32 protein-coding genes are annotated in these 25115 nt (G+C 45.7%); 22 read left to right on the top strand and 10 right to left on the bottom strand.

The annotated features are described in order from the left end of the window. Position 1 precedes the first annotated feature (1 nt). Together IL_RS09940 and dnaB are read left to right on the top strand one after the other, a co-directional pair. Positions 2-961 carry a DUF4097 family beta strand repeat-containing protein gene (locus IL_RS09940; protein WP_011235162.1) on the top strand — a complete coding sequence of 320 codons (960 nt, stop codon included), beginning with the start codon at positions 2-4 and terminating at the stop codon, positions 959-961. Positions 962-1056: 95 nt separating this feature from the next. After that, entirely contained in the window at positions 1057-2451 is a 1395-nt protein-coding gene (gene dnaB / locus IL_RS09935; protein ID WP_011235161.1) for a replicative DNA helicase, read from the top strand. Positions 2452-2457: 6 nt separating this feature from the next. Here dnaB and IL_RS09930 read toward each other — a convergent pair whose 3' ends face one another. Genes IL_RS09930 through zur form a run of 4 tightly spaced genes read right to left on the bottom strand, consistent with a single transcriptional unit; the run spans position 2458 to position 6238 of the window. Next, positions 2458-2928, bottom strand: coding sequence for a chemotaxis protein CheX (locus IL_RS09930; RefSeq protein WP_011235160.1), 471 nt, complete (start codon positions 2926-2928; stop codon positions 2458-2460). 3 nt (positions 2929-2931) lie between these two features. Continuing rightward, entirely contained in the window at positions 2932-3438 is a 507-nt protein-coding gene (locus IL_RS09925) for a DUF6702 family protein (RefSeq protein WP_011235159.1), read from the bottom strand. Beyond that, complete coding sequence (locus IL_RS09920) at positions 3431-5761, bottom strand: M1 family metallopeptidase (RefSeq protein WP_011235158.1); 2331 nt, start codon at positions 5759-5761, stop codon at positions 3431-3433. The genes IL_RS09925 and IL_RS09920 overlap by 8 nt, the downstream gene beginning before the upstream one ends. A 36-nt stretch (positions 5762-5797) precedes the next feature. Continuing rightward, a complete protein-coding gene (zur, locus tag IL_RS09915) occupies positions 5798-6238 on the bottom strand; it encodes a zinc uptake transcriptional repressor Zur (RefSeq protein ID WP_011235157.1) in 441 nt (146 codons plus the stop codon). A 157-nt stretch (positions 6239-6395) separates the two neighbouring features. On the opposite strand from zur, the gene dusA reads away from it, so the two are divergent. The 16 genes from dusA (at position 6396) to IL_RS09835 (ending at position 17419) form a co-directional block, all read left to right on the top strand. Beyond that, complete coding sequence (gene dusA, locus IL_RS09910; protein ID WP_011235156.1) at positions 6396-7394, top strand: tRNA dihydrouridine(20/20a) synthase DusA; 999 nt, start codon at positions 6396-6398, stop codon at positions 7392-7394. A gap of 172 nt (positions 7395-7566) precedes the next feature. After that, the gene (locus tag IL_RS09905; protein WP_011235155.1) at positions 7567-7824 is read left to right on the top strand and encodes a hypothetical protein; all 258 of its coding nucleotides are present in this window, start codon (positions 7567-7569) and stop codon (positions 7822-7824) included. Between the two features lie 174 nt (positions 7825-7998). Next, positions 7999-9219, top strand: coding sequence for a dipeptidase (locus IL_RS09900; protein ID WP_011235154.1), 1221 nt, complete (start codon positions 7999-8001; stop codon positions 9217-9219). Between the two features lie 208 nt (positions 9220-9427). Then, the gene (rpsJ, locus tag IL_RS09895; RefSeq protein ID WP_008488677.1) at positions 9428-9739 is read left to right on the top strand and encodes a 30S ribosomal protein S10; all 312 of its coding nucleotides are present in this window, start codon (positions 9428-9430) and stop codon (positions 9737-9739) included. Between the two features lie 38 nt (positions 9740-9777). Next, entirely contained in the window at positions 9778-10416 is a 639-nt protein-coding gene (gene rplC / locus IL_RS09890) for a 50S ribosomal protein L3 (protein ID WP_011235153.1), read from the top strand. A gap of 18 nt (positions 10417-10434) precedes the next feature. Beyond that, complete coding sequence (gene rplD, locus IL_RS09885; protein ID WP_011235152.1) at positions 10435-11040, top strand: 50S ribosomal protein L4; 606 nt, start codon at positions 10435-10437, stop codon at positions 11038-11040. Next, a complete protein-coding gene (gene rplW / locus IL_RS09880; protein WP_011235151.1) occupies positions 11037-11339 on the top strand; it encodes a 50S ribosomal protein L23 in 303 nt (100 codons plus the stop codon). Before rplD ends, rplW begins: the two co-directional genes overlap by 4 nt. Positions 11340-11353: 14 nt before the next feature. Next, positions 11354-12178: a 50S ribosomal protein L2 gene (rplB, locus tag IL_RS09875; RefSeq protein ID WP_011235150.1), complete on the top strand. Its 825-nt coding sequence runs from the start codon at positions 11354-11356 to the stop codon at positions 12176-12178. A gap of 16 nt (positions 12179-12194) precedes the next feature. After that, positions 12195-12473, top strand: a complete 279-nt coding sequence (gene rpsS, locus IL_RS09870; RefSeq protein WP_011235149.1) for a 30S ribosomal protein S19 — start codon at positions 12195-12197, stop codon at positions 12471-12473. Positions 12474-12486: 13 nt separating this feature from the next. Continuing rightward, positions 12487-12819 carry a 50S ribosomal protein L22 gene (rplV, locus tag IL_RS09865; RefSeq protein ID WP_011235148.1) on the top strand — a complete coding sequence of 111 codons (333 nt, stop codon included), beginning with the start codon at positions 12487-12489 and terminating at the stop codon, positions 12817-12819. A 10-nt stretch (positions 12820-12829) separates the two neighbouring features. Then, positions 12830-13510, top strand: coding sequence for a 30S ribosomal protein S3 (gene rpsC / locus IL_RS09860; protein ID WP_011235147.1), 681 nt, complete (start codon positions 12830-12832; stop codon positions 13508-13510). An 11-nt stretch (positions 13511-13521) separates the two neighbouring features. After that, the gene (rplP, locus tag IL_RS09855) at positions 13522-13935 is read left to right on the top strand and encodes a 50S ribosomal protein L16 (RefSeq protein ID WP_011235146.1); all 414 of its coding nucleotides are present in this window, start codon (positions 13522-13524) and stop codon (positions 13933-13935) included. Beyond that, on the top strand, positions 13935-14126 hold the full coding sequence (gene rpmC / locus IL_RS09850) for a 50S ribosomal protein L29 (RefSeq protein WP_011235145.1): 192 nt from the start codon (positions 13935-13937) through the stop codon (positions 14124-14126). Before rplP ends, rpmC begins: the two co-directional genes overlap by 1 nt. Next, the gene (gene rpsQ / locus IL_RS09845) at positions 14126-14389 is read left to right on the top strand and encodes a 30S ribosomal protein S17 (protein ID WP_011235144.1); all 264 of its coding nucleotides are present in this window, start codon (positions 14126-14128) and stop codon (positions 14387-14389) included. The genes rpmC and rpsQ overlap by 1 nt, the downstream gene beginning before the upstream one ends. 136 nt (positions 14390-14525) lie before the next feature. Further along, positions 14526-15851, top strand: a complete 1326-nt coding sequence (locus IL_RS09840) for an IS4-like element ISIlo1 family transposase (RefSeq protein WP_011234327.1) — start codon at positions 14526-14528, stop codon at positions 15849-15851. A gap of 155 nt (positions 15852-16006) precedes the next feature. Beyond that, the gene (locus IL_RS09835) at positions 16007-17419 is read left to right on the top strand and encodes a hypothetical protein (RefSeq protein ID WP_011235143.1); all 1413 of its coding nucleotides are present in this window, start codon (positions 16007-16009) and stop codon (positions 17417-17419) included. A gap of 36 nt (positions 17420-17455) precedes the next feature. Here IL_RS09835 and IL_RS09830 read toward each other — a convergent pair whose 3' ends face one another. From IL_RS09830 to IL_RS09805, 6 genes are read right to left on the bottom strand one after another with little or no spacing between them, the layout of a single operon-like run. Further along, on the bottom strand, positions 17456-17848 hold the full coding sequence (locus tag IL_RS09830) for a Na+/H+ antiporter subunit G (RefSeq protein ID WP_011235142.1): 393 nt from the start codon (positions 17846-17848) through the stop codon (positions 17456-17458). Between the two features lie 13 nt (positions 17849-17861). Beyond that, on the bottom strand, positions 17862-18131 hold the full coding sequence (locus tag IL_RS09825; RefSeq protein WP_011235141.1) for a K+/H+ antiporter subunit F: 270 nt from the start codon (positions 18129-18131) through the stop codon (positions 17862-17864). Next, complete coding sequence (locus tag IL_RS09820) at positions 18125-18613, bottom strand: Na+/H+ antiporter subunit E (RefSeq protein WP_011235140.1); 489 nt, start codon at positions 18611-18613, stop codon at positions 18125-18127. Before IL_RS09820 ends, IL_RS09825 begins: the two co-directional genes overlap by 7 nt. Positions 18614-18618: 5 nt before the next feature. Continuing rightward, a complete protein-coding gene (locus IL_RS09815; protein WP_011235139.1) occupies positions 18619-20133 on the bottom strand; it encodes a monovalent cation/H+ antiporter subunit D in 1515 nt (504 codons plus the stop codon). Further along, entirely contained in the window at positions 20133-20474 is a 342-nt protein-coding gene (locus IL_RS09810; RefSeq protein ID WP_011235138.1) for a Na+/H+ antiporter subunit C, read from the bottom strand. The genes IL_RS09815 and IL_RS09810 overlap by 1 nt, the downstream gene beginning before the upstream one ends. Then, complete coding sequence (locus IL_RS09805; RefSeq protein WP_011235137.1) at positions 20474-23263, bottom strand: monovalent cation/H+ antiporter subunit A; 2790 nt, start codon at positions 23261-23263, stop codon at positions 20474-20476. Before IL_RS09805 ends, IL_RS09810 begins: the two co-directional genes overlap by 1 nt. Before the next feature lie 272 nt (positions 23264-23535). On the opposite strand from IL_RS09805, the gene rplN reads away from it, so the two are divergent. Genes rplN through rpsN form a run of 4 tightly spaced genes read left to right on the top strand, consistent with a single transcriptional unit; the run spans position 23536 to position 25106 of the window. Then, positions 23536-23904 carry a 50S ribosomal protein L14 gene (gene rplN, locus IL_RS09800; protein WP_006956444.1) on the top strand — a complete coding sequence of 123 codons (369 nt, stop codon included), beginning with the start codon at positions 23536-23538 and terminating at the stop codon, positions 23902-23904. 10 nt (positions 23905-23914) lie between these two features. Then, positions 23915-24229, top strand: coding sequence for a 50S ribosomal protein L24 (gene rplX, locus IL_RS09795; RefSeq protein WP_011235136.1), 315 nt, complete (start codon positions 23915-23917; stop codon positions 24227-24229). 20 nt (positions 24230-24249) lie between these two features. Continuing rightward, a complete protein-coding gene (rplE, locus tag IL_RS09790) occupies positions 24250-24789 on the top strand; it encodes a 50S ribosomal protein L5 (RefSeq protein ID WP_011235135.1) in 540 nt (179 codons plus the stop codon). A gap of 11 nt (positions 24790-24800) precedes the next feature. Beyond that, positions 24801-25106: a 30S ribosomal protein S14 gene (gene rpsN / locus IL_RS09785; RefSeq protein ID WP_011235134.1), complete on the top strand. Its 306-nt coding sequence runs from the start codon at positions 24801-24803 to the stop codon at positions 25104-25106. The last annotated feature ends 9 nt before the right edge of the window (positions 25107-25115 follow it).

Here is a 25115-nt window from a genome sequence, read left to right as displayed (position 1 = left end):
AATGAACAGAATATTATCCTTAGTTGGATTATTGCTACTAACTTTGAGTTTCACAGTACTGGCACAGGAAGAGGTCGATGAAACCTTATCGGTCTCGCCAGGAGCAAGAGTGCTAATCGATAATATGAGAGGCAAAGTAGAACTCATTGTGCACGAAAAAAATGAAATTAGAGTGGTTGGGACACTGGATGAGAAGACAGAGAAGTTTATTTTCGAACAACGTGGTAATGGTATTCATATTAATGTTGAAACACCGCAAGAGCGAGGGTTCAGTTTTTCATCTGATGACGGCGGTTCCGACCTAAAAATTTATCTACCAGCGTCAATGGATATCAAAGTTAATGGTGTGTCCATGGATGTTATTGCAAATGAGTTTAACGGTGGCTTGGAAATTAGGCTGGTCAGTGGGGACGTTACTGTCAATAAAATTAAAAACCGTCTGTTGTTAAAAACCGTTAGTGGTGACATCGATGCAAAAGATATTGAAGGTGATGTGCGTTTTGAGACGGTAAGCGGCGATATTATGGATATTCGGAATAGTTCTGACGCTGCGACTTATCAATCTGTGAGTGGCGATATTACAAGTCAGTCTGACTCAATTACTGAGTTTACTGCTCAGTCGGTTTCCGGAGATATTGACGCAAAAATTGGAACATTACGTAAAGGGAAAATGACCACCGTGAGTGGTGATGCCACTCTAACCGCAGCCCTGAATGAAAATGCACGCCTGGAGGCGAGCTCAGTTAGCGGCGACTTAACTTTTAAGTGGGAGGGCGAGATTCACGCAAACTTCAACTTGAAATCTAACGCCGGTGGTGAAATTACCAATTACTTAACAAAAGATAAAGCTATTGAAGCCGAATGGGGCCCATCATCTAATCTGGAGTTTATGATAGGAGAAGGCAGTGCGGATATATCTGCAACAACGGTTAGTGGTGAAATAACACTCGATAAAAATTAAATCGTGCTGTTAGGCGTTGCTTCGCTTTCTAAACAAGAGGGGATTTTGTATAGTAATCCCCTCTTATTATTTCCCTTTGCGAGACAACTTTCCCCATGGCAGAGAAGTCAAAAAAACGCGACGCGTCAATAGAAGCACTGCGCTCGGCACCACATTCAATTGAAGCTGAACAATCCGTTCTTGGCGGTTTAATGCTCGATAATGATGCCTGGGACAATGTTGCCGGTAGCGTCATCGCTGAAGACTTCTATCATCGTTCGCATAGGCTTATTTTTAAAGCCATGCATGAGCTTGCTCAACGCAGTCAGCCAATGGATTTGGTGACAGTTTCCGAAAACTTGGAAACGGCTGGGGAGCTTGAGCAAATAGGTGGTTTTGCCTACCTTGGAGAAATTGCGAAAAACACCCCCAGCGCGGCAAATATATTAGCCTATGCAAACATTGTCCGCGAACGAGCGGTGTTAAGGGAAATGATTGGTGCGGCAAATGATATTGCTGAGTCAGGTTACGATACTCAGGGGCGAAGCAGCGCCGAATTGCTTGATCTGGCGGAATCAAAAGTCTTTCAAATTGCTGAGAAGCGAGTCAGTTCCAGCGAAGGGCCGCAAGGTATCAATTTAATTCTGCAGCGTACGGTTAGCCGTATTGAGCAGTTGAGTAAGCTGAAAAACAATAACGGCGTGACCGGTGTTTCTACCGGCTTTACTGACCTCGATCAGATGACTGCTGGTCTTCAGCCTTCTGACCTGGTCATTGTAGCGGCACGTCCGTCTATGGGGAAAACGACCTTTGCCATGAATCTGGCAGAGAATATTGCGCTCAATGATGACCGTCCGGTATTGGTGTTTAGTTTGGAAATGCCCGCAGAGCAGCTGATGATGCGTATGCTGGCGTCACTTAGTCGGGTAGATCAGAATAAAGTACGTACCGGTAAGCTTGAAGATGACGACTGGGCTCGCATCGCGTCTGTCATGAACATGCTAAATGATAAAAATAATATCTACATAGACGACTCATCTGGCTTAACTCCTACCGAAGTGCGCTCCCGTGCTCGCCGGATTCATAGAGAGCATAAGGGAATATCCATGATTATGGTGGATTATCTGCAGCTAATGACGGTTCCGGGCATGTCGGAAAACCGAACGCTGGAAATTGCAGAGATATCTCGTTCTTTGAAGTCGTTAGCGAAAGAGCTGGAAGTGCCTGTGGTGGCGCTGTCTCAGTTAAACCGTTCACTTGAGCAGCGTTCCGATAAAAGACCCGTTAACTCAGACTTGCGTGAGTCTGGCTCTATTGAGCAGGATGCTGATGTTATTATGTTTATTTACCGTGACGAAGTTTACCACCCAGACTCAGCTGAACAGGGCTTAGCTGAAATCATTATCGGCAAACAGCGTAATGGGCCTATTGGTAAAATTGAATTGAAATTCCATGGGCAATTATCGAGGTTTGACAACTATGCCCGCCATGCCAGCGACGAGCGTTATTAGTCGTCGCTATTTGATTTTATCGAAGCATATTTCTATGTAAGCTTTGCCGGCAACGTGGTTGAATGGCATGATTAATTTTGAGCCTTCAGATTTATGAGAAATGGTATGGTCTTTACCTGAAACCACAATTGGAGTAGCCATATCAAAATCGTAACCTTTTTCACCTAGTGTCTTTTTGGCTCCGCCGGTAACCATATTCGTGATTTCGCCGACCATATCACAGACATCTTCGTTAATTGAGTTTGGTAACTCACCTAACATTTTATTCATGATTTCACAGGCCAGATTTTCCTCAAATGAAATTGAGAATGATCCTTTTATCTGTGGGCCCACCATACCGATGACGCCTGATACATCGCCCCGCGCGTACTCATCCTTTTTTAGTTGAGCTTTACCGGGCTTCAATTCCATTTGAGCCATCATCGACAAGACATTTTGCAGTGCTTGAAGAAATGGGTTTACGAACTCGGCATTCATTTTCTATTCCTTTATCTCTTGCTGGCACGTAATTGTGTCAGATGTATTTTCAATGGTCAGAATTAGGCTACGATTGCCATGATCATCGACGACATTGATAGTATTTACCTGGGCAGAAAAGCTATCCATTAATAGCTTATTTGAAACATCCCACCCACACAGGTTATCACGCTTCGGTATCTCCTGATAAACCCAAATTTTCTGGTAGTCAGCTTCAAAACCTACCCAGTTTGGCTCAACTTTATTTCCTTGCGAGTTTACCAGTTGAAACTTTTCAGTTATCCAGTCTCTGATATGTTTTTCAGAACCTTCTTCTTCCAGTCTAAAAGCCTTTCCCAGCCGCTTTTTAAGCACTTGTTGTACGTCATGCAAAGTATACTGATGAATAATTTCTATTGCTTGGGTGTTTTTATTCGCACTTATTTCGGTTAACCCAAAAAAATAGCGATGCGCTGATACAGAAGGTATCAGCGCGAACAAAAAAACAATAGCAGCAACAAGTTTAATCATCGTTGCCCGACTCCAACTCCTCGTTGAAGTCTTCCATCATGCTCTTATTACGGTCTTCACGCTTAAACAGTTCAATCCGGGATGGCACTGCTCTGGCTGGCCAGTAGTTGTTACTGGTATCAACATCTGCCGTCTCCCAGTTAGGGTCAACAACGACTTGAGTCAAAGTTTTATCGCGAATTAATAACTTGCTCACCTTTTCTGGAGAGCGACGCCATACTTCGGCCGGAATGCGAACATGTTCTTTACTGCCATCTTCAAACTGAAGATCTAGTAAAATAGGCATAACTAAGCCGCCTTTATTGACGAAATCAAGTACGTAGAAGTTGCTGCCGTTCTTCAGCATTTCCCGCTGCTCTTCGTTAAGCCCCTCTATCAGCTCTTGATATTTGTTTCGGTCAGCGTTAGTGACAGTGTAGTCGTCGTTCTCATTATAAAAGTCAGTAAGATCCGGTTGCTGATGAATTTTATAATTAACGTCGGCATTACGCTGAGTTGTCAAAGACTCTGGCTCAGCATTTTCTTGCTGTTCTTGCCATGCTTTTTCGATTTCCGGATCTTGCGTATTAATAGTCAACTGATTGACTTGCTCAAGGGCGATATCGACATGGTCAGTAGAGTAGAACCAGCCTCTCCAGAACCAGTCTAAATCAACGCCGGAAGCATCTTCTATGGTTCTGAATAAGTCTTCTGGTGTAGGACGTTTAAATTTCCAACGCTGCGCATACTGACGGAAAGCGAAATCAAAGAGCTCACGGCCAACGATAGTTTCACGTAATATATTAAGTGCTGTAGCTGGCTTTCCGTAGGCATTATTACCAAATTGCAGAATCGACTCTGAGTTGGTCATAATAGGCATTTGGTTACTGCTGGCCATGTAACTGGTAATGTTACGCGGTTCACCGCGCCACGACGGATAATCTTTTTCCCATTTTTGTTCAGCCAGAAACTGTAGGTAAGTATTGATACCTTCATCCATCCAGGTCCACTGGCGTTCATCAGAGTTAACTACCATAGGAAAGTAAATGTGACCAATTTCGTGGATGATTACAGAAATTAGACCGTATTTGGTGCGTTTAGAGTAGTATTTCTCACCTGAATCCTCATCAACGTAAGGGCGCGGACCATTAAAGGTAATCATCGGGTATTCCATACCACCAACAGGGCCGTTTACCGATATAGCGACAGGATAAGGATAGTCAAAGCTGTAATCGTTATAGTGCTCAATTGTGTGAATAATAGAAGCGGTCGAGTAACGTTCCCATAATGGATTGCCCTCTTCAGGGTAATACGACATAGCCAGCACATTGGTATCGTTCTTTTTGTAACCTTGCGCGTCCCAGATAAACTTGCGCGACGAAGCCCAGGCAAAGTCACGAACTTTATCTGCTTCGAAAATCCAGGTTTTAGTATTGCTGGTGCTTTCCTTCTGATTTTCTAATGCCTCTTCTTCAGTGACAATTTTTACCGGCTTGTCTGAATTACGGGCTTTTTCCAGGCGTTCACGCTGAGTAGAAGTGAGTACTTCATCGGGATTTTGCAAAACACCAGTAGAGGCTACAATATGATCCGCCGGAACCGTTATCTCTACGCGATAATCACCAAACTCTAAAGCGAACTCTCCGTTGCCGATAAACTGTTTATTCTGCCAACCTTCAGCGTCGTAATATGCGGCCATACGAGGGAACCACTGTGCCATCTCATACAGGTAGTTTCCGTCGTCTTCAAAGTACTCATAACCGCCGCGACCACCAAGTACTTCAGCTTCGATAATATTGAACTGCCAGTTGATATTAAAAGTGACACTTTCGCCGCTTTTAAGGGGCTCATCCAGATCCAGCCTTAGCATAGTGTCATTAACGTAATGTGCTAAAGGTTCACCATCTTCGTTACTGATTTCTGTAAGCTCATAACCGGCCGGAAACTCTTCCTGAGTGAGCATGCTTTCCATTCTGGAAAAGCTAACTCGGTCTAAATCTCCGGAGGCTTGACTCTGCGGCCCAATGGAGTCTTTCTTAAAGCGGTTCTGGTCAAGTTGAACCCATAAATAGCGCAAAGTATCGGGGGAGTTATTGGTGTACGTTATGGTGCTTTGTGCCGTAATACTCTGATTCTCATCGTCCAGAGCAACCTCAATTTTGTAGTCCGCTTCCTGTTGCCAGTAAGCATGTCCGGGAGCACCGGACGCCGTACGATAAATGTTCGGACTACGGAATTTATCATCGTTAAGCTGGCGGAATTTATCTTCAAAAGCTTGAGCGGTTGCCGCCTGATTAACGGTTAAACAAACCGCTGCAGTGGCAATAAGATGATTGAGCTTCATAGTGTTACCTATTGTTATTATTTAATAGCGCTAATATTAAAGGCATTTAGTGCACAAACCATGTGCTTCTATAGTTTGGCTCTGAACCTTAAACCCTTGATCTTCGGCTTGATGTTTCAATTCGTCATAAACCCCTTCGGACTGAATTTCCTGAACATCGCCGCAGGAACTGCAGATTAACATTTGAACCGGATGTTGATGGTCGAAATGCGAGCAAAGAACAAAACTATTCGACGAAGTGATTTTATGAACGAAGCCTTGTTCTTGTAAAAAGTCTAAAGCGCGGTAGATTGTCGGGGGTTTTGCATTGGGCATGACTTCCCGCAGTTGATCAAGTAAATCATATGCGCCGACGGCTCCTGAATGCTCTGCGAGTATCGCGAAAACTTCGCGGCGGGCATTTGTCAGGCGGGCACCACGTTGTTGGCAGAGTTTTTCAGCTTTTTGTATAAGTCGTTGTGCTTCTTGAGCTTTCATTATTGACTACAATTTATGACCATTTTAGTCATTGTAGAGAGTTTTAGGGGTAAGGAAAAGGGTTTTACGGAAGAGGCTGCTTACTGGTGTATTCTGAGTTAAAATAGTCTGCTAAATATACTGACTTTGTCGGTTAACTTTTTACCGGGTGGATGTTTTGACCGAACCATATTCTTATAAGCTTTCTGTAGCCCCGATGCTGGACTGGACCGATCGCCATTGCCGGTATTTTCATCGTCTCCTGACCAGGAGTACCTTGCTTTATACCGAGATGGTAACGACAGGTGCGATTATTTTTGGTCAGCAGGATTTTCTGGCATTCAATGCAGAGGAACATCCGGTTGCTTTGCAGCTGGGAGGTTCGGAGCCCGCGGCTATGGCCGAGTGCGCGCGTTTGGCACAAGAGCGGGGGTACGATGAGGTTAATATTAATGTCGGTTGCCCATCTGACCGAGTGCAAAATGGTAGCTTTGGCGCGTGCTTGATGGCTCAACCGGAAAAAGTTGCTGAATGCGTAAAGGCAATGAAAGCGGTAACCGATATTCCGGTTACCGTAAAAACCCGTTTGGGCATTGATGAGCAGGATTCTGATGACTTTCTATATGAATTAACCGATGCCGTTGTTGCTGCTGGTGTTGATCAACTGACTTTGCATGCCCGTAAAGCCTGGCTGCAAGGCCTTAGCCCGAAAGAAAACCGGGATATTCCTGAATTGCAGTATGAACGGGTTTACCGGGCCCAAAAAAGATACCCTGATGTCCCCGTGGCGATTAACGGCGGAATTGTCGAATTGCATGAGGTTAAGCAGCATTTAAACCAGGTCCATGGGGTGATGATTGGCCGGGCAGCCTACCAAAATCCCTGGTTACTTACTCAGCTTGATTCTTTGAGTGAAACGAAGCCGGCAGAGTTAACTCGTGAGGCTGTAGTTACCGCGATGATACCTTATATAGACAACCATATTCGACAGGGCGGGCGCGCCTGGCATGTGGCCCGCCATATGCTGGGACTGTTTCAGGGAATGACCGGAGGTAAGCGGTGGCGCCAGTATCTTAGTGTGAAAGGCCCCAGAGCCACCAGCGCCGAACAACTGCTTTATGGTGCTCTGGCTTTTCGCGATGATCACAGTCAGCACGTATCATCATTAACGTCATAAATTGACTAAAAGTTGGTGAAAAACACTAACCTGAGAAATCTTCTTTCTCTCAGTTAAAAATAAAAAGTGATTATATAACAAATGGTTAGCAACATTTAAAAAGATGGCACAACCTTTGAATTACATAGTGTGACTTAACTAACGCACTGTCATTTATTCAAAGGAGAAAATCATGAAAGCGTTAATCGTAAGTGTTGTCAGTGGTGTTATGTTGTTCAGTGCATCGGTCTCAGCTGCCGATGAGAATAGAGATTCTATCACTGCTGAGCTTCAAGCTCAGATTGCTGAAATTTCTGAAGAAGCGATGCAAAGTGTCAAACAGTCGGTTTCAGAGTCAATTGAAGAGTGGGTTATAGAGTTTTTGCCTGATTTAAAGCAAGCTGAAACTCAGATTGACCCTTCTGAACAAAAGAATAAGCAGTCTCAGTAAGGGGCTCCCGTGATTTTATTAGATCAATGGTGGCTCATTTGGTTGGCGGCACCGGTATTAGGAACCTTGATTGTCGGCGCTGTCATAAGTTTCAGCGTATCAGTAATGCGGCACAGCTAGACTTTTGCTACTCTGCGTATATCTCGTATAAAAATAAAAAGAGGAATACGTATGATGAAGTCTCTGATAGCCGCTTCTGTACTGGCCGTTATTACCGGTTGTGCAACAGCGGGGCAAGCCGCAACCAACGTTTCTGAACAAGCGGAATATACCGCTAGTGACAAAGCTGAAAAATTGGCGAAGCAGTATTTACTAATAGACACACATATTGATGTACCTTATCGAATTCATGATAAGTGGGAAGATGTAACAGAGGCCACTGCAGAAGGGGATTTTGACTACCCGCGTGCAGTAGAAGGTGGCCTCGATGCCCCGTTTATGTCTATTTATATTCCGGCCTCTTATGAAGAGAGTGGCGGCAGTGTTCAGTTGGCTCATGAGCTTATCGACGGTATGGAAGCGCTTGTCGGACGTGCACCAGATAAGTTCGCAATGGCTTATAGCACTGATGATATCCGCGAAAATAAAGAGCAAGGCTTGATGTCAATTGCTTTGGGCATGGAAAACGGCACTCCTATCGAAGGCGATCTTGACAACCTGCGTATGTTCTATGAGCGCGGTATTCGCTACATTACTCTGGCTCACTCATTATCTAATCACATTTCAGACTCTTCTTATGACATTCGCCGTCAATGGGATGGCTTAAGTCCATTCGGTAAAAAATTGGTCAAAGAAATGAATAAGGTAGGGGTTATGGTTGATGTGTCGCACATTTCCGATGAGGCGTTTTATCAGGCGGTTGAAATTAGTGACGCTCCGGTCATTGCGTCGCATTCGTCGCTGCGCTCTTACACTCCGGGTTTTGAACGTAATATGAGCGATGACATGCTAAAGGCCTTAGCGAAAAATGAGGGCGTTATCCAAATTAACTTTGGTTCGTCGTTTTTGGCTGAGCAGGCCAACCGTTACCGTGACATGATGAAAAAGCGGATTACCGCAGTAAAAGAGCAATATGGCGAAGACAGCGACGAAGCGAAACGTCGCATTAAGGACATTGAAGCTAATAATCCGTACCCCTTTGCGACTGTAGATACCGTTTTAGACCATATCGATCATGTACGTGATTTGATTGGGGTTGAACATATCGGTATTGGCTCCGACTACGATGGTGTTGGTGATTCCTTACCTGTTGGACTAAAAGACGTATCTAGCTATCCAAATCTTGTTCAGGGGTTGATGGACAGAGGGTACTCAGATAAAGAAATTGAAATGATTCTGGGTGGTAATTTAATGCGTGTTTGGGAGCAGGTTGAAGACTACGCCAAAACACATTAAGGCCTTGACACCAGGCCGTGAATCGGTATAATTCGCGGCCACGTCTTTTGAGTTTATCGGCTTTGGCCGTGTGAAAGGCGTTCGACAACAGTCCCGATTGGGGACTGAATGGTTGACGTAGAACATCGCACCCCCGGTATGTGCCAGGGAGGTTGCGATTTTCTGTGCTCTTTTTTAAATGCTCTTTTATTGAGGCTTTGATTTATTTATGGCTAATCAAAGAATTCGGATTCGTTTGAAAGCGTTCGATCACCGTCTGATCGACCAGTCGACTGCAGAGATTGTTGAAACTGCAAAACGCACTGGTGCTCAGGTACGTGGTCCTATCCCACTGCCAACACGGAAAGAACGCTTCACCGTGCTGATTTCTCCACACGTGAATAAAGACGCGCGTGACCAGTACGAAATCCGCACCCACAAGCGTCTGATTGATATCATGGACCCTACTGACAAAACGGTTGACGCGCTTATGCGTTTAGATTTGGCAGCTGGCGTTGATGTACAGATCAGCTTGGGTTAAGTGGGCAGTAATAGGATTACACACGAGAGGTTTTAACAATGGCTATAGGTCTAGTCGGTCGTAAAGTAGGAATGACGCGTGTCTTCCAGGAAGACGGCGCTTCTGTTCCTGTTACTGTGATCGAAGTGCTGGCGAACCGTGTGACTCAGGTTAAATCTGATGACACTGACGGTTACCGTGCCCTTCAAGTAACCACAGGCGAGAAGAAAGCGAGCCGTGTAACCAAGCCTTTAGCAGGTCACTTTGCTAAAGCTGGTACAGAGGCTGGTCGTGGTCTTTGGGAATTCCGCCTGCAAAATGGCGAAGGCGAAGATTACGCAGTAGGTTCTGAACTGACTGTTGATATTTTTGCAGAAGTTAACAAAGTAGACGTTACTGGTACTTCAAAAGGTAAAGGCTTTGCCGGTACTGTGAAGCGCTGGAACTTCAGCATGCAGGACGCTACTCATGGTAACTCATTATCTCACCGTGCACCGGGTTCAATCGGTCAAAACCAGTCGCCTGGTAAAGTATTCAAAGGCAAGAAAATGGCTGGTCAGATGGGTAATGAGCAAGTCACTACGCAATCACTTGAATTAGTTCGGGTTGATGCAGAGCGCAGCTTGTTGTTGATCAAAGGTGCGGTCCCGGGTGCAACCGGAAGTGATGTGATCGTTAAACCAGCGGTCAAGGCATAACGTCTGAGGAGAATAGTGATGGAATTAACATTGAAAGACGCAAAAGGCGCTCTTGAGGTTTCCGAAGCTACCTTTGGACGTGAGTTTAATGAAGCCCTTGTCCATCAAGTAGTTGTAGCTTACGCTGCAGGTGCTCGTCAGGGCACAAAAGCTCAGAAAACTCGTTCTGAAGTAGCCGGTGGTGGTAAGAAGCCTTGGCGTCAAAAAGGTACTGGTCGTGCCCGTGCAGGTACAATCCGTAGTCCTATCTGGCGTTCTGGTGGTGCGACTTTTGCAGCTAAACCGCAAAATCACAGCCAGAAAGTAAACAAAAAAATGTACCGCGGTGCGATTAAAAGCATTTTGTCGGAACTGATTCGTCAGGAACGTTTGATTGTTGTTGAGAAGTTTGGTGTTGATGAGCCAAAAACAAAGCAACTGGCAGCGAAACTGAAAGAAATGGATCTGAACGACGTTTTGATCGTGACAAAAGAAGTTGATGAGAACCTGTTCTTAGCTTCTCGCAACTTGCATAAAGTCGACGTGCGCGATGTTCAGGGTATTGACCCTGTCAGTCTGATTGCTTTCGAGAAAGTGCTGATGACTGCTGACGCCGTCAAGCAGCTTGAGGAGGTGTTATCATGATGCGCGAAGAACGTTTGCTTAAAGTGATTTTAGCACCTCACGTTTCGGAAAAATCGACTAACACTGCTGAAAATAACAACACGGTTGTTTTTAAAGTAGCTGTTGATGCGACTAAAACCGAAATCAAAGCGGCTGTCGAAAAATTGTTTGAAGTTGAAGTCAAAAACGTACGTACAGTCAACGTGAAGGGTAAAACCAAACGTACTGGTTCTCGTTTTGGGAAACGCAGTGACTGGAAGAAAGCGTATGTTGCCTTGAATGAAGGTGCTGACATTGACTTCTCAGGCGGCGCTGAGTAACAGGAGGAATAAACATGGCTGTAGTTAAAAGTAAGCCTACGTCTCCGGGTCAACGCCACGTCGTTAAAGTCGTCGGTCAGGACCTGTACAAAGGCAAGCCTTACGCACCATTGCTGGAAAAAAACAGCAAGTCTGGTGGTCGTAACAATAACGGTCGTATCACGGTTCGTCACATTGGCGGTGGTCATAAACACCACTACCGTGTAATCGACTTTAAACGTAATAAAGATGGTATCCCTGCAAAGGTTGAGCGTATTGAATACGATCCTAACCGTTCAGCGAATATCGCTTTAGTTTTGTATGCTGACGGTGAACGCCGTTACATTCTGGCTCCGAAAAACCTTTCAGTAGGCGATCGTATCCAGTCTGGTGTTGACGCACCAATCAAACCTGGTAACAGCCTGCCAATGCGCAACATCCCTGTGGGTAGTGTTGTTCACGCGGTAGAGTTACAGCCAGGTAAAGGCGCACAGATGGCTCGTTCAGCGGGTGCTTATTGCCAGATTCTTGCTCGTGACGGTGCTTATGTTACTGTTCGTTTACGTTCAGGTGAGATGCGTCGCGTTCAGTCTGAAGGTCGTGCAACTATCGGTGAAGTAGGCAACGCAGAACACATGCTGCGTCAATTGGGTAAAGCCGGTGCAAACCGCTGGCGTGGTATTCGTCCGACCGTTCGCGGTGTGGCGATGAACCCAGTTGATCACCCTCACGGTGGTGGTGAAGGCCGTACCTCTGGTGGACGTCATCCTGTGACTCCATGGGGCACGCCGACCAAGGGCTACAAAACCCGTAAAAACAAGCGTACCGATAAGTTCATCGTACGCCGTCGCAACAAATAAGAGTTGAGGATAAAACATGCCACGTTCTCTTAAAAAAGGTCCATTTATTGACCTTCACCTGCTAAATAAGGTGGAGAAAGCGTTGGAAGCCGGGGAAAAGAAGCCAATTAAAACTTGGTCCCGTCGTTCAATGATCATCCCAGATATGATCGGCCTGACAATCGCTGTTCACAACGGTCGTCAGCACGTTCCTGTCTACGTGACAGATGAAATGATCGGTCATAAATTAGGCGAATTCGCGCCAACCCGTACTTATCGCGGCCATGCTGCTGATAAGAAAGCGAAGAAACGGTAAGAGGTAGAGAGTGATGGAAGCAATTGCTAAACACCAATTTGCCCGCGTTTCAGCGCAGAAGGGCCGTTTGGTCGCAGACCAAATCCGTGGACTTCCGGTAGAAAAAGCACTGGATATCCTGGCATACAGCCCCAAAGCAGCTGCTGGCTTAATCAAGAAAGTTCTTGAGTCAGCAATCGCGAACGCGGAACATAACGAAGGTGCGGATATTGATGAACTTAAAGTGAGCCGAGTCTTTTTAGACGAAGGTCCTACTATGAAGCGCATCAAGCCACGGGCGAAAGGCCGTGCCGATCGTATCTTTAAGCGCACCAGCCACATTACTGTGGTCGTGTCAGATAGCTAGGAGATAAATTATGGGTCAGAAAGTACATCCTAATGGTATTCGCCTAGGTATCTCCAGACCATGGAATGCAACCTGGTATGCGAATACAAATGAGTTCGCTGATAACCTGCACAGTGATTTTCAGGTACGTAAGTTCCTGAACAAAGAACTGCGCAATGCATCAGTCTCTCGTATCGTTATCGATCGTCCAGCTAAGAGCGTTCGTGTGACTATTCACACAGCACGTCCTGGCGTGGTTATCGGTAAGAAAGGCGAAGACGTAGAAAAGCTGCGTAAGCAAGTTTCTAAGTTGACAGGTGCTCCTGCGCAAATCAACATCTCAGAAGTTCGTAAGCCTGAGTTGGATTCGCAGCTGGTAGCTGACAATATTGCTGGTCAGTTGGAACGTCGTGTCATGTTCCGTCGTGCTATGAAACGTGCCGTACAAAACGCCATTCGCTTGGGTGCCAAAGGTATCAAAGTTGAAGTGAGTGGTCGTTTAGGCGGCGCAGAGATTGCACGTACTGAGTGGTATCGTGAAGGCCGTGTACCGCTGCACACATTACGTGCAGACATCGACTACTCGACCTCAGAAGCGAACACCACTTACGGTATCATCGGTGTTAAGGTCTGGATTTTCCGTGGTGAAGTTCTTGGTGGACTTCCAACTGAAGAAAAGCCAGCTCCTAAGCGCGGCAAGAACCGTAAGTAAGGAGAGACGATATGTTACAACCTAAGCGTACAAAATTCCGTAAGGTTCACACAGGCCGCAACCGTGGTCTGGCGCAGTCTGGTAACAAAGTCAGCTTCGGTACTTTTGGTTTAAAAGCTACTGACCGTGGTCGTATGACCGCGCGTCAAATCGAAGCAGGCCGTCGTGCAATGACTCGTCACGTTAAGCGTCAAGGTAAAATCTGGATCCGTGTATTTCCTGACAAGCCTATTACCAAAAAGCCTTTAGAAGTTCGTATGGGTAAAGGTAAAGGTAACGTCGAATACTGGGTTGCTCAGATTCAACCAGGTCGCGTTCTGTATGAAATGGACGGTGTTCCTGAAGAGTTGGCACGTGAAGCGTTCCGCCTGGCGGCACGTAAACTGCCTTTCAAAACCACTTTTGTGACTCGGACGGTAATGTGATGAAAGCAAGTGAACTGAAAGATAAAACCGTTGAGCAGCTGCAAGAAGAGTTGTTAGGCTTGCGTCGTGAGCAGTTTAATCTGCGCATGCAGGCAGCAACTGGTCAGCTGAATCAGACTCACATGATGAAACAAGTGCGTCGTGATATCGCACGTGTTAAAACCATCTTAAATGAGAAGGCAGGTGCGTAATGACTGACGAAAAACGTGTTCGTACTCTGCAAGGCAAAGTTGTCAGCGATAAGATGGATAAAACCATCACTGTAGCTGTTGAACGTCGTGTAAAGCACCCGGTATACGGGAAGTACATCACGCGTACAACTAAAGTACATGCGCATGACGAAGAAAACCAGGTTAAAGCTGGCGATACCGTGATTGTTCGCGAATGTCGTCCGCTGTCTAAGAATAAATCTTGGACTCTGGAAGAAATCGTTGATCGCGCGACTGTTGTCTAGACGCAGATAGCGAAAAGAAATTAAAAGGCCTCCCTTGCGGTAATGCCGATCAGTTAAGAAAAATTTTAGCGATCGGTTGACCGATCCGGCAGAGACTTCAAAATCCGTAGTTAGGTTTTCTAACTACGGATTTTTTATGTTTCTGAGTCAAGCACTGGACCAACTGCAGGAGTTTACGCCGGATGATTTTAGTAAACTACCGGATCTGCTGGAGCCTGAGTTAATCGAACAATGCCTTGAAGACGCGGGCGTTACAACGGTACGCAAACGCCGTTTGCCAATGGACTTTATGGTCTGGGCGGTCGTAGGAATGGCATTATTTCGGGAAATGCCGATGCGTCAGCTCGTTTCACACCTTGATTTAATGTTGCCCGGCAAAAGACCTTACGTTGCGCCGAGTGCCGTAGTTCAGGCTCGTCAGCGTTTGGGGGCTAATGTTATGAAGCGTATGTTTGAGCTCACTAATGAGCTGTGGTTCGATAAACTACCGCTTTCTCACTGGAATAATCTATCGGTTCTGGCTGTCGACGGCACCGTCTGGCGTACACCGGACACACCGGAGAATGATGCTTCCTATGGGCGAACGGCTAACCAGCGGGCTGAATCCGACTATCCTCAAATTCGGATGGTGAATCAAATGGAAGTAAGCAGCCATTTAGTCACCTCGACGGAGTTCGGCAGTATTGCAGAGGTTAGTGAAGTAGACCTGGCAGCCCGGCTGATTGAACAGACGCCGGACCACTCACTGACGCTGTTCGATAAAGGGTTTTATGCGCTGGGTTTACTGGATCAATGGCATCGTGCCGGTGAGGAGCGCCATTGGCTTATTCCCCTCAGAAAAGGCGCACAATACTCTGTCAAGAAGTCTTTTAGCGACACGGACAAATTGGTAGAAATTAGGCTCTCACCACAAGCTAAGAAGAAGTGGGATAATGCACCGGACACTGTTCAGGCGCGTTTAGTGTGTAAGAAAATAGCTAAAAAAGAGGTTGCGATATTAACCTCAATGACAGACACGATGCGTTATCCTGAAGCCGATATCGTTGACTTATATGCTCATCGCTGGGAAATCGAGCAGGCTTACCGTGAAATGAAACAATATATGCTGAAGAGTGAGCTGACCCTGCGCAGCAAACGGCCTGACCTGGTTGAGCAGGAGTTGTGGGGCATGCTGGTCGCTTATAACTTATTGCGGTATATGATGGCGCAAATGGCCTATAGCCTGAAGCATATTGAGCCGAATCAAATAAGTTTCAAACAAGCCTCTCATTATCTGGTGGGGCAGTTACATATACTGGTACACATCTCACCCGGAAAAATACCCAAAGTCATGGAGCAAATGATGGAAATGGCCAGCGCATTCGTGCTGCCCGAAAGACGAGAGCGATATTACCCTCGTTCAATAAAAAGGCGGCCGCAACGTTATCCGATGCGACCGCCTTCTAAACCGACAGCCAGTTAGCTTAACTGACAAGCATTACTCCCTTGCGGAGGCTTTTTTTTTGATCTAAACCTTAATAGGTTTAGTACAAATATCTGAAATTAAATAAATTTCTTTTTAACATAAGAAATAATAAATACGCACACCAATGCGTAGTTCTCAGAGGGAGACAATTCATGTCAAAAAGTTTATTTTTTGCAGCTACTGTGCTTGCGGCAAGTCCGGTCATTGCTGCTCCTCAAGATAGTAATTCGGTTGAACAGGAAATTCAGGCATTAAAAGAACGTTTAGCTCAATTGGAGAAACGGCTTGAAGAAAAAGAAGAGCGTGAAAAAGAAGAAGTTGTTGTTGTAAAAGAACGAGAAGTAGAAAAAGGCAATGAAATTGCCAGTAACGAAAACAGTTCGAAGCGCAGAGTTGTCTATGACTCTGGAGTCCATGCACGTTTAGACGAGCTGGAAAAGAAAACGGAAGAGAATGAAAATTGGCCAATAAAGATTCATGGTGCTGTTCGTTTTCAGTATGAATACAATAATTATGACTCAGATAATGAAAACCGCGGTGGCGATTTGGATTTCGATATTTTCCGTCTGAATTTTGATGGAGAAATGGGAGGTGTCATCCTTTCTGCTGAATATCGTTGGTTTAATTATCAGGACGTTATTAAACACGCTTGGTTTGGTTATGACTTCACCGATAAACTGCAGGGGCAGGTTGGTGTTGTAAAAATCCCATTTGGCAACATGCCTTACAACTCCCACAGTTATTTCTTCAATAGTACTTTCTATGTTGGCCTGGAAGACGAACATGATAACGGTATTCGGTTCAAATACCGTGGCGATGAGTGGGATTTTGATTTAGCTTACCTGAAATCAGATGAGCAGGGCGGTATTGACGGCTCAACATCTGATCGTACAGCGCGCTATAACTATGACACCGTGGGTATTCGGTTACCAGGTCAGGGCGCTTATGACGAACCGGGTTTACCTGTAGGTGAGAGCAATAGTTATGCTTTCAGAACCGCACGTAAGTTTACCTTCAGCGATGATGAGAACTTAGAGCTTGGTGTGTCTTTGCAAGGCGGGAATTTGTATTCAGGAACGGCCGCTGAAGGCTTCACAGATGCACAGGCGTATGAGAATCAGAATGTTGGTAATCGTATGGCCTGGGCCGCTCATGGTGTCTACAATAACGGCCCCTGGAACGTACAGTTACAGTATTCAGACTATGACTACGATATAAAATTAGAAAACCGTGGTGTTTACATGGCTGCTTACGCTTATTACGACGCAATTCCTACTGAAGCGAAACTGTATACAGCTAATGTTGCTTATACTTTGCCAGTAGATATTGGTCCTCTGACAAGCTTAACTTTCTATAATGACCACAGCTTAATGACCGATAAAATGGGTTATCAAGATGATACCTGGATGAACGTTCTAGGGGTTGCTGTTGCAGCCGGCGGCGGTTTTTATACTTATGTTGATTACGTAAGAGCAAAAAACCAACCATTTATTGGTGGTAATACCGCAACTGATGGTGGCGAGGTCAATGACCGCTTTAACATTAACTTTGGTTACTATTTCTAAAGCGATTTAAGTTTTTACTGCGAAAGACATGGAACCTTATGGTTCCATGTCTTTTTTATTAGGCAATATATGCTCGTAAGAATCCCCTTCCTGACGAAAGTCTTTTGTTCGATTAAACATCTTCAGTTCTGTATGTAATGCGGCTTTAGCCATAATGTGGGCGCTGATAGGTGCCGTCAAAAACAGGAATATGGCAATCAGAAGTTCGTTCAGGTTAATCGACCCTTGTACCGAAGTAATAAGAATAGAAGCTATGACTATGCCTCCAATGCCTATTGTGGTGTTTTTCGTGGGGGCGTGTAAACGAGTAAAAAAGTCGGGGAGTATTGCTAACCCCAAAGAGCCAATAAAGGCAAATATAGCGCCTAATAAGATAAAGAAGGCCGCTAGCCACTGTGACCATGCTGGTAATTGGTTCAATGCATCCATAAGGTTTTCCTTTTTATTCTATTAGGTCGCCACGCAGTAAAAATTTACCTGCCGCGATGGTACCGACAAAACCGAACATGGCAATGAGTAATGCTGCTTCAAAATAGGTTTGCGTGTTTTGGTACATACCCAGCAACAGCAGTAAAGCCAGCGAATTAATGTAAATTGTATCCAGAGCCAGTATTCTGTCCGGTAGATCGGGTCCTTTAATAAGGCGCCAGAAATTCATTAATACCGATAGACTGAATAACAAGAAGGCAATGTGTAGTACCGTCGTTAACATTGGAATATCTCCTTCAGGCGACGCTCATAACGGTTTCGAATCGTTTTTATGACTTCTTCCGGGCTTTCTTCTGAGAATGCGTGAATAAGAATGCCTTTGCGCCCACGAGTAATTTCGCAGGATACCGTTCCCGGCGTCAGTGTTATGGTACTTGCAAGAAGAGTAACCGGAAGCTCCTCTTTCATATCCAGTGGAAAAACAAACAACGCGGGTTTTATCGAGCGAGGTTTCCCAAGAATCATACCGGCAACCTTAAAGTTAGCCACGACAATGTCATTCAGCAGAATGAAAAAGTAAACGACTGCCAGGTCGGGGCGCTTAACTTTTGCAAAATTAGGCCAGGCGTCACGGAATAAAAATGGAATAAACCAGGAAAATAAAGCGCCCAGTATGATCACCCCGGGCGAAACCGAGTTAAATAATAGAACCCATAGCGTCAATAAGAAAAAAGATAACAAAGGTGTCGGAAATAGTTTTTTCATAGTAATTATTCCGCTCCTTTTGTCAGCACGCGGGATGGGTACTGGTCTATGTCGTAAAGCTGTTCAGCGACATCATCGGTATAGTTGCGTATTGGGCTGGCAAATAACGTCATAACAACCGATAACGACAGAAGCATAACAACAGCAGCTCTTTTCCCTAAAGGAGCGGATTGTTCATTCGCTTTACCCGACAGTGTGTGCCAGAGCATTTTACTTCCCGCCCGGGTGACTGAAATTAGCATAATAAGAGTTGCGCCTAACATGGCTCCCCACAGCCAAAAACTGGCCCCGGTTGGGCTTGCCGATTCCATAATCATAAGTTTTCCGACAAAACCTGACAGAGGTGGTAAACCAATTATTGCTATTGCAGCAATTAAAAACATGACTGAATAAGCAGAGTGATTGGCCATTTTCTTGCCCGATACGATGCGTGATGCGGTTTTACCACGTTCGAACGCAATAAGGTCGGCCAGTAAAAATAATGCGCCAGTGATAAAGGTTGAGTGGATTAAATAAAACAGCATGGCTCCGGTTGTCGCAATTCCATTCAAGCTGTAGGTTGCGATAAGTGTTCCAATTGAAATGACGACTAAATAAGCCACAAGCAAGCGCAAGTCGCGAGCTCCGATAATTCCGATAGCGCCGGCTAGCATGGTAACGAGACCCATAACCCAAAGCCAGTCATGTGCAATGAGTGCAAGCTCATTAGCTTCAGGACCGAAAATGAGTGTGTAGACCCGAACTATGGCGTAAACCCCAACTTTTGTCATTATTGCGAATAGAGCGGCAACAACTCCGGTTGTTGTGGAATAGGCCTGAGGCAGCCAGAAGTGCAACGGCAGGATAGCGGCTTTAATGCCGAATACTATCAATAGCATCATACCACCGGCTTTAGCTAAGGCGGCCTGGTCTCCGCTTAACTGTTGAACTTGGGTAGCAAGGTCAGCCATATTCAAAGTGCCTGTAACACCATATAGAGTACCGACACTAATTAGGAAAAGTGCTGAACCTAAAAGGTTGAGTAATACGTAGTGTAAGGTTGTGCGTAGGCGAAATTTTCCTCCACCGTGCATTAATAGTGCGTAGGAGGAAATCAGAAGAACTTCGAAGAAGACGAATAAGTTGAAAATATCGCCGGTAGCAAAAGCCCCCATAATACCCATTATCTGAAACTGAAATAATGCCTGAAAGTGTGAGCCAAGATTATCTTCGGCATAACAACCGTAGATGAGCACTGGTAATGCCAATATTGCCGTTACCAGCATCATCAGAGCACTAAGCTTGTCCACCATCAGGACAATTCCAAATGGCGCAGACCAATTGCCTAATGCATAAACAATCATCTGATCTTGATTAACCTGAACGAGCAGGGCAATAGTCAGTATTAAAGTTAATATACTGGACAGCAGGCCTATGGCTCTGCGTTTTGGCTGAGGTCTGTCTCCCCAGGGAAGAAGCTGTAGCAGCGCCGCCAGTAACGGCACCAAAATAGGAAGTATCGCCAAATGTTGTTGCCACATTAGCGGTTGCCCTCCGTGCTGTTATCTTGTTGGTTAACTTCATCCGTCCCTATCTCGCCTCGGGCGCGCACAGCCAGAATAATTGAATACGCTGTCATGGCGAAGCCGATAACGATAGCGGTGAGAACTAGTGCCTGAGGTAAAGGGTCGGCATAGGTTTCCTGCGTGCCATAAATTGGTGCGCCGTCTATTGTCAGACGACCGGTTGAAAATAGAAATAAGTTAACGGCATAAGACAGCATGGTAATGCCGACGACCACAGGAAATGAACGGCCGCGCAGAATTAGAAAAACACTGCATGCGGTTAAAATACCAACGGTAACTGAGTATAAAGTTTCCATTAATGACCCTCATGCGTTGGGCGATGACGTGTCGTCATCTTCCCGAAGTTACTTAAAATCATCATAGTAGCGCCAACAACCGTTAGGAAAACGCCAAGATCGAAGAGTAAAGCCGTTGCAAATTCAAATTTACCAACCACTGGCCAGTTTAAATAGGTAAACCAGGAAGTCAGGAAAGGCTTGCCAAACAGCCAGCTACCAAGCCCGGTAAGCGCGGCAATCAAAACGCCAAATGACATTAGAGATTGATAATTAACGCTAAAGCGTTCTTTCATCCAGTCGACACCATTGGCAATGTATTGCAGGATCATCGCCGAGGCGACTATCAGGCCTGCGATGAAACCACCACCCGGTAAGTTGTGGCCTCTTAGGAATATATAGGCAGCAACTACCATCGCCATGGGTAAAATAATGTTGGCAACAGTTGTTAACATCAACGGGTGTCTAATTCTATGCCAGGGGCGTCCGTCAATATCACTGGAAGGCATAAATGGTTTTAGCTTATTAAGCAGCTTATGAATACCTGCGGCAGCTATTGCCAGAACGGTAATTTCTCCTAATGTATCGAAACCACGAAAGTCCACCAGAATGACGTTTACTACGTTGGTTCCACCACCACCGGATTTTGCATTCGCAAGGAAAAAGTCCGAGATGCTTTCAAACGGTGAGGTCAGTATTGCGAAATTTAAGGTCGCGACAATACCACCAATAAAGCTCGCAATGATTATGTCACGAAAAACTCGGTGGCCAGAAGAGGCCCGACTGGTTTTTTGTGGCATAAAGAACAACGCCAGTATCATTAAGATAATACTGACCACTTCGACAACCAACTGAGTCATGGCAAGATCCGGGGCCGAAAAGTGCGCGAAAGCTAACGACACAACCAGTCCAACCACGGATAGCATCATCAACATCACAAAACGATTACGATGTAATGTAGCGGTGGCAAATGCTGCGGATATCAGGATGATAGCACCAACCATGCTCACCATATCAACAGGCAACTGAGGTTTGCCACCAGTTACCACGCTTAGGTCGCTTAACGAAGGAAGCAACACGACAATAACGCTGATAAGAACAAAAGCAATGTAGCGCTGCAAGGAACCTGTGTCTAAGCGGTCGTAAAAATTTGCTGCTGCATCAGAGGCTTTTTGCACGAGGCGTTCAAAATTGTGTTTAGCGTCCTGCCCGTCAAATTGGCGATTAAATGTAAACAGTTGATCGCGGGAAAGGTATATCAGAATACCGCCAACCACTGCGACTGCGCTCATTAACAGAGGCATGTTAAAGCCGTGCCAAAGCGATAGTTTTACTTCAACAGGAGAGCCGGTAACAGCGGCGGCGGCCTGATCGAGTATACCGGAGACCATAGTCATTGGTGCGACGCCGATAGCGATACAAAGGAACCCTAACACAGCAACCGGTACAGACATCATGCGAGGAGGATCATGTGGTTTTTTGGGCAGTTCTTTATAGTCGCCGTTAAAGAAAACATCGTGAATAAAGCGAATAGAGTAAGCCACCGACAGCATGGCTCCCACAGTCGCCAAAATAGGAATAAACCATGACAGCCCACCGAATAAATGTTGCTGCAGAGCTTGATCCAGGAATAGCTCTTTAGACATAAACCCGTTAAACGGTGGTATTCCTGCCATTGAGGCCGCTACAATCATGGCAAGAGTAGCCGTTATAGGCATCAGGCTCATAAGCCCTTGCAGTTTACGCATATCACGAGTGCCGGACTCATGGTCAATAATGCCTGCGGTCATAAACAGCGCGGCTTTAAATAGAGCATGGTTAATAATGTGAAATAGCGCCGCTATCACAGCCGCCTGGGTGCCTATCCCCAGTAACATACAAATGAGGCCCAGATGGCTTACCGTAGAGAAAGCCAGCAAACCTTTAAGGTCGTGCTTTAACAGAGCAAAGTAAGCACCGACTAACATGGTAATTAAACCGGTTAATGTCACCAGGGTAAACCACAGTTCAGTCTCGGCTAATACCGGATGAAAACGTGCTAATAGAAAGATACCGGCTTTTACCATGGTCGCAGAGTGTAAGTACGCACTTACGGGAGTTGGCGCCGCCATGGCATGTGGTAGCCAAAATTGAAATGGAAACTGGGCTGACTTAGTAAAGGCTCCTAATAAAACGAGTATTAAAGCGGGTACATAGTAAGCGTGCGCTTTTATCTGGTCTGCTGCGGCGAATACAGTATCCAGTTGATAGCCACCGGCTATGTGCCCAATTATTAGTAATCCGGCTAACAGTGCCAGACCTCCGGCGCCGGTTGTTGCCAATGCCATGCGAGCACCGCGACGTGCATCACTGCTATGGAACCAATAACCAATAAGTAAAAAGGAAGAGATGCTGGTCAGTTCCCAGAAAACCCACATTAGTAAGATATTATCTGCCATAACGATGCCCAGCATCGATGACATAAATAACAGCAGGCAGGCATAAAAACGGGATTCATCGTCGTCGCTGCTTAAATAGTAGTGAGCATAGCCAATAATCAGTACGCCTATGCCTAATATGAGCCCCACGAAAAGAAGTGACAAGCCGTCCAGACGCACGGCAAAATCAAGCCCTATACCCGGTAGCCATTCCACCATTTGCTTAGGTACTTCACCGGCAAGTGTAGCGGGTAGGTACTGAAACAAAACAATTAAGCAGAAAATAGGAACAAGTAGTGTAATCCCAGTCTTTGTCGGTCGCGACGCTTGCTTAAATAATAGCGGTAAGAGCGCACCAAAGAATGGGGCAAAAATAATGAATAGCAGATTCATACCATAGAAGTCCCAAGTCAGCCTGTGCTCTTATAATAAGGTATAATTAACGGAGCAACGTAAAGTATTGAATTTACCATTGGTTCTGCTGCAATCCAACTAAACTAAACCCTTAAGATAGTGAATTCATCTTACGCCTACGAAATTTTCTGAGATTACCCTACCACTTACAAATTTTATCTGTTACACTTCGCGACCCTTTTTATAAGGGAAAAACCAAAGGCAGCACGACCCGAGAGGGTCTGTTTTTTTAACCTAAGCGGGGCACTGAAATGATCCAAATGCAAACTACCCTGGACGTTGCCGATAACTCCGGCGCGCGCAGCGTACAATGTATTAAGGTTCTAGGTGGTTCGCACCGTCGCTACGCAAACATCGGCGATATCATCAAAGTTACTGTCAAGGAAGCAATTCCGCGCGGTAAGGTGAAGAAAGGCGATGTAGTGAATGCGGTGGTCGTTCGCACCAGAAAAGGCGTCCGTCGACAAGACGGGTCGGTCATCCGTTTTGACCGCAACGCGGCTGTGTTGTTGAATAACAACCAACAGCCCATTGGCACACGTATTTTCGGGCCGGTAACTCGTGAACTGCGTTCAGAGCAGTTTATGAAGATTATCTCGCTGGCACCAGAAGTACTATAAGGAGTCAATTATGGCGGCAAAAATTAAACGTGATGACGAAGTAGTCGTCCTGGCAGGTAAGGACAAGGGCAAGCAAGGCAAAGTCCTGAAAGTTCTTACCGATAAAGATCGCGTGATCGTGGAAGGCGTCAACGTAGTCAAGAAACATCAGAAGCCAAATCCGGCTTTAGGTGAATCAGGTGGCATCGTTGAACAAGAAGCAGCAATCCACATTTCGAACGTAGCGATCCTTAACCCAGAGACAGGTAAAGCAGATCGTGTTGGATTTCGTCTTGAAGATGGCAAGAAAGTTCGCTTCTTCAAATCGAACAACGCAATCATTTAATTCAAACTTGGAGTTTTACGATGGCGAAACTGCATGATTTTTACAGAGAATCGGTAGTTCCTGAGCTTATGAAAGAGTTCAGCTACAACAGCGTCATGCAAGTCCCTCGGATTGATAAAATCACCCTTAACATGGGTGTTGGTGAAGCTCTGGCTGACAAAAAAGTACTTGATAACGCAGTGGCTGACCTAGAGGCTATCTCTGGTCAAAAGCCAATTCGTACTGTGGCACGCAAGTCTGTCGCCGGTTTCAAAGTCCGTGAAGGCTTCCCGATTGGCTGTAAAGTAACTCTGCGCGGCGAGCGCATGTGGGACTTTTTGCAACGCTTAATTTCGATTGCAATCCCACGTATCCGTGACTTCCGTGGCCTGAACCCTAAATCGTTCGATGGTCGTGGTAATTACAGCATGGGTGTTCGTGAGCAGATCATCTTTCCGGAGGTCGACTATGACAAAGTCGACAAGGTACGTGGTCTGGATATCACCATTACCACAAATGCTGGCACAGATGACGAAGCTCGTGCTTTGCTAGCTGCCTTTAACTTCCCGTTCAGAAAGTAAGGTGTAGAGTTATGGCAAAACAGTCAATGAAAGCGCGTGACGTGAAGCGAGCTAAAATCGCTTCAAAATACGCAGAAAAACGCAACGCACTGAAAACGGTCATTAATGACCCTAAAGCATCAGACGAAGAGCGTTGGGAAGCCGTACTTAAGTTGCAACAGCTCCCACGTGATGCCAGTCCGACGCGTCAACGTAACCGTTGTCGTATAACTGGTCGTCCTCATGGTTTCCTTCGTAAATTCGGCATGAGCCGAATCAAGGTCCGTGAGATGGCGATGCGCGGTGAAATTCCTGGCTTGAAAAAAGCTAGCTGGTAAGCCACGAAT

The sequence above is a fragment of the Idiomarina loihiensis L2TR genome (assembly GCF_000008465.1).
Taxonomy (GTDB): domain Bacteria; phylum Pseudomonadota; class Gammaproteobacteria; order Enterobacterales; family Alteromonadaceae; genus Idiomarina; species Idiomarina loihiensis.
This window is presented reverse-complemented; position numbering and strand designations above follow the sequence as displayed.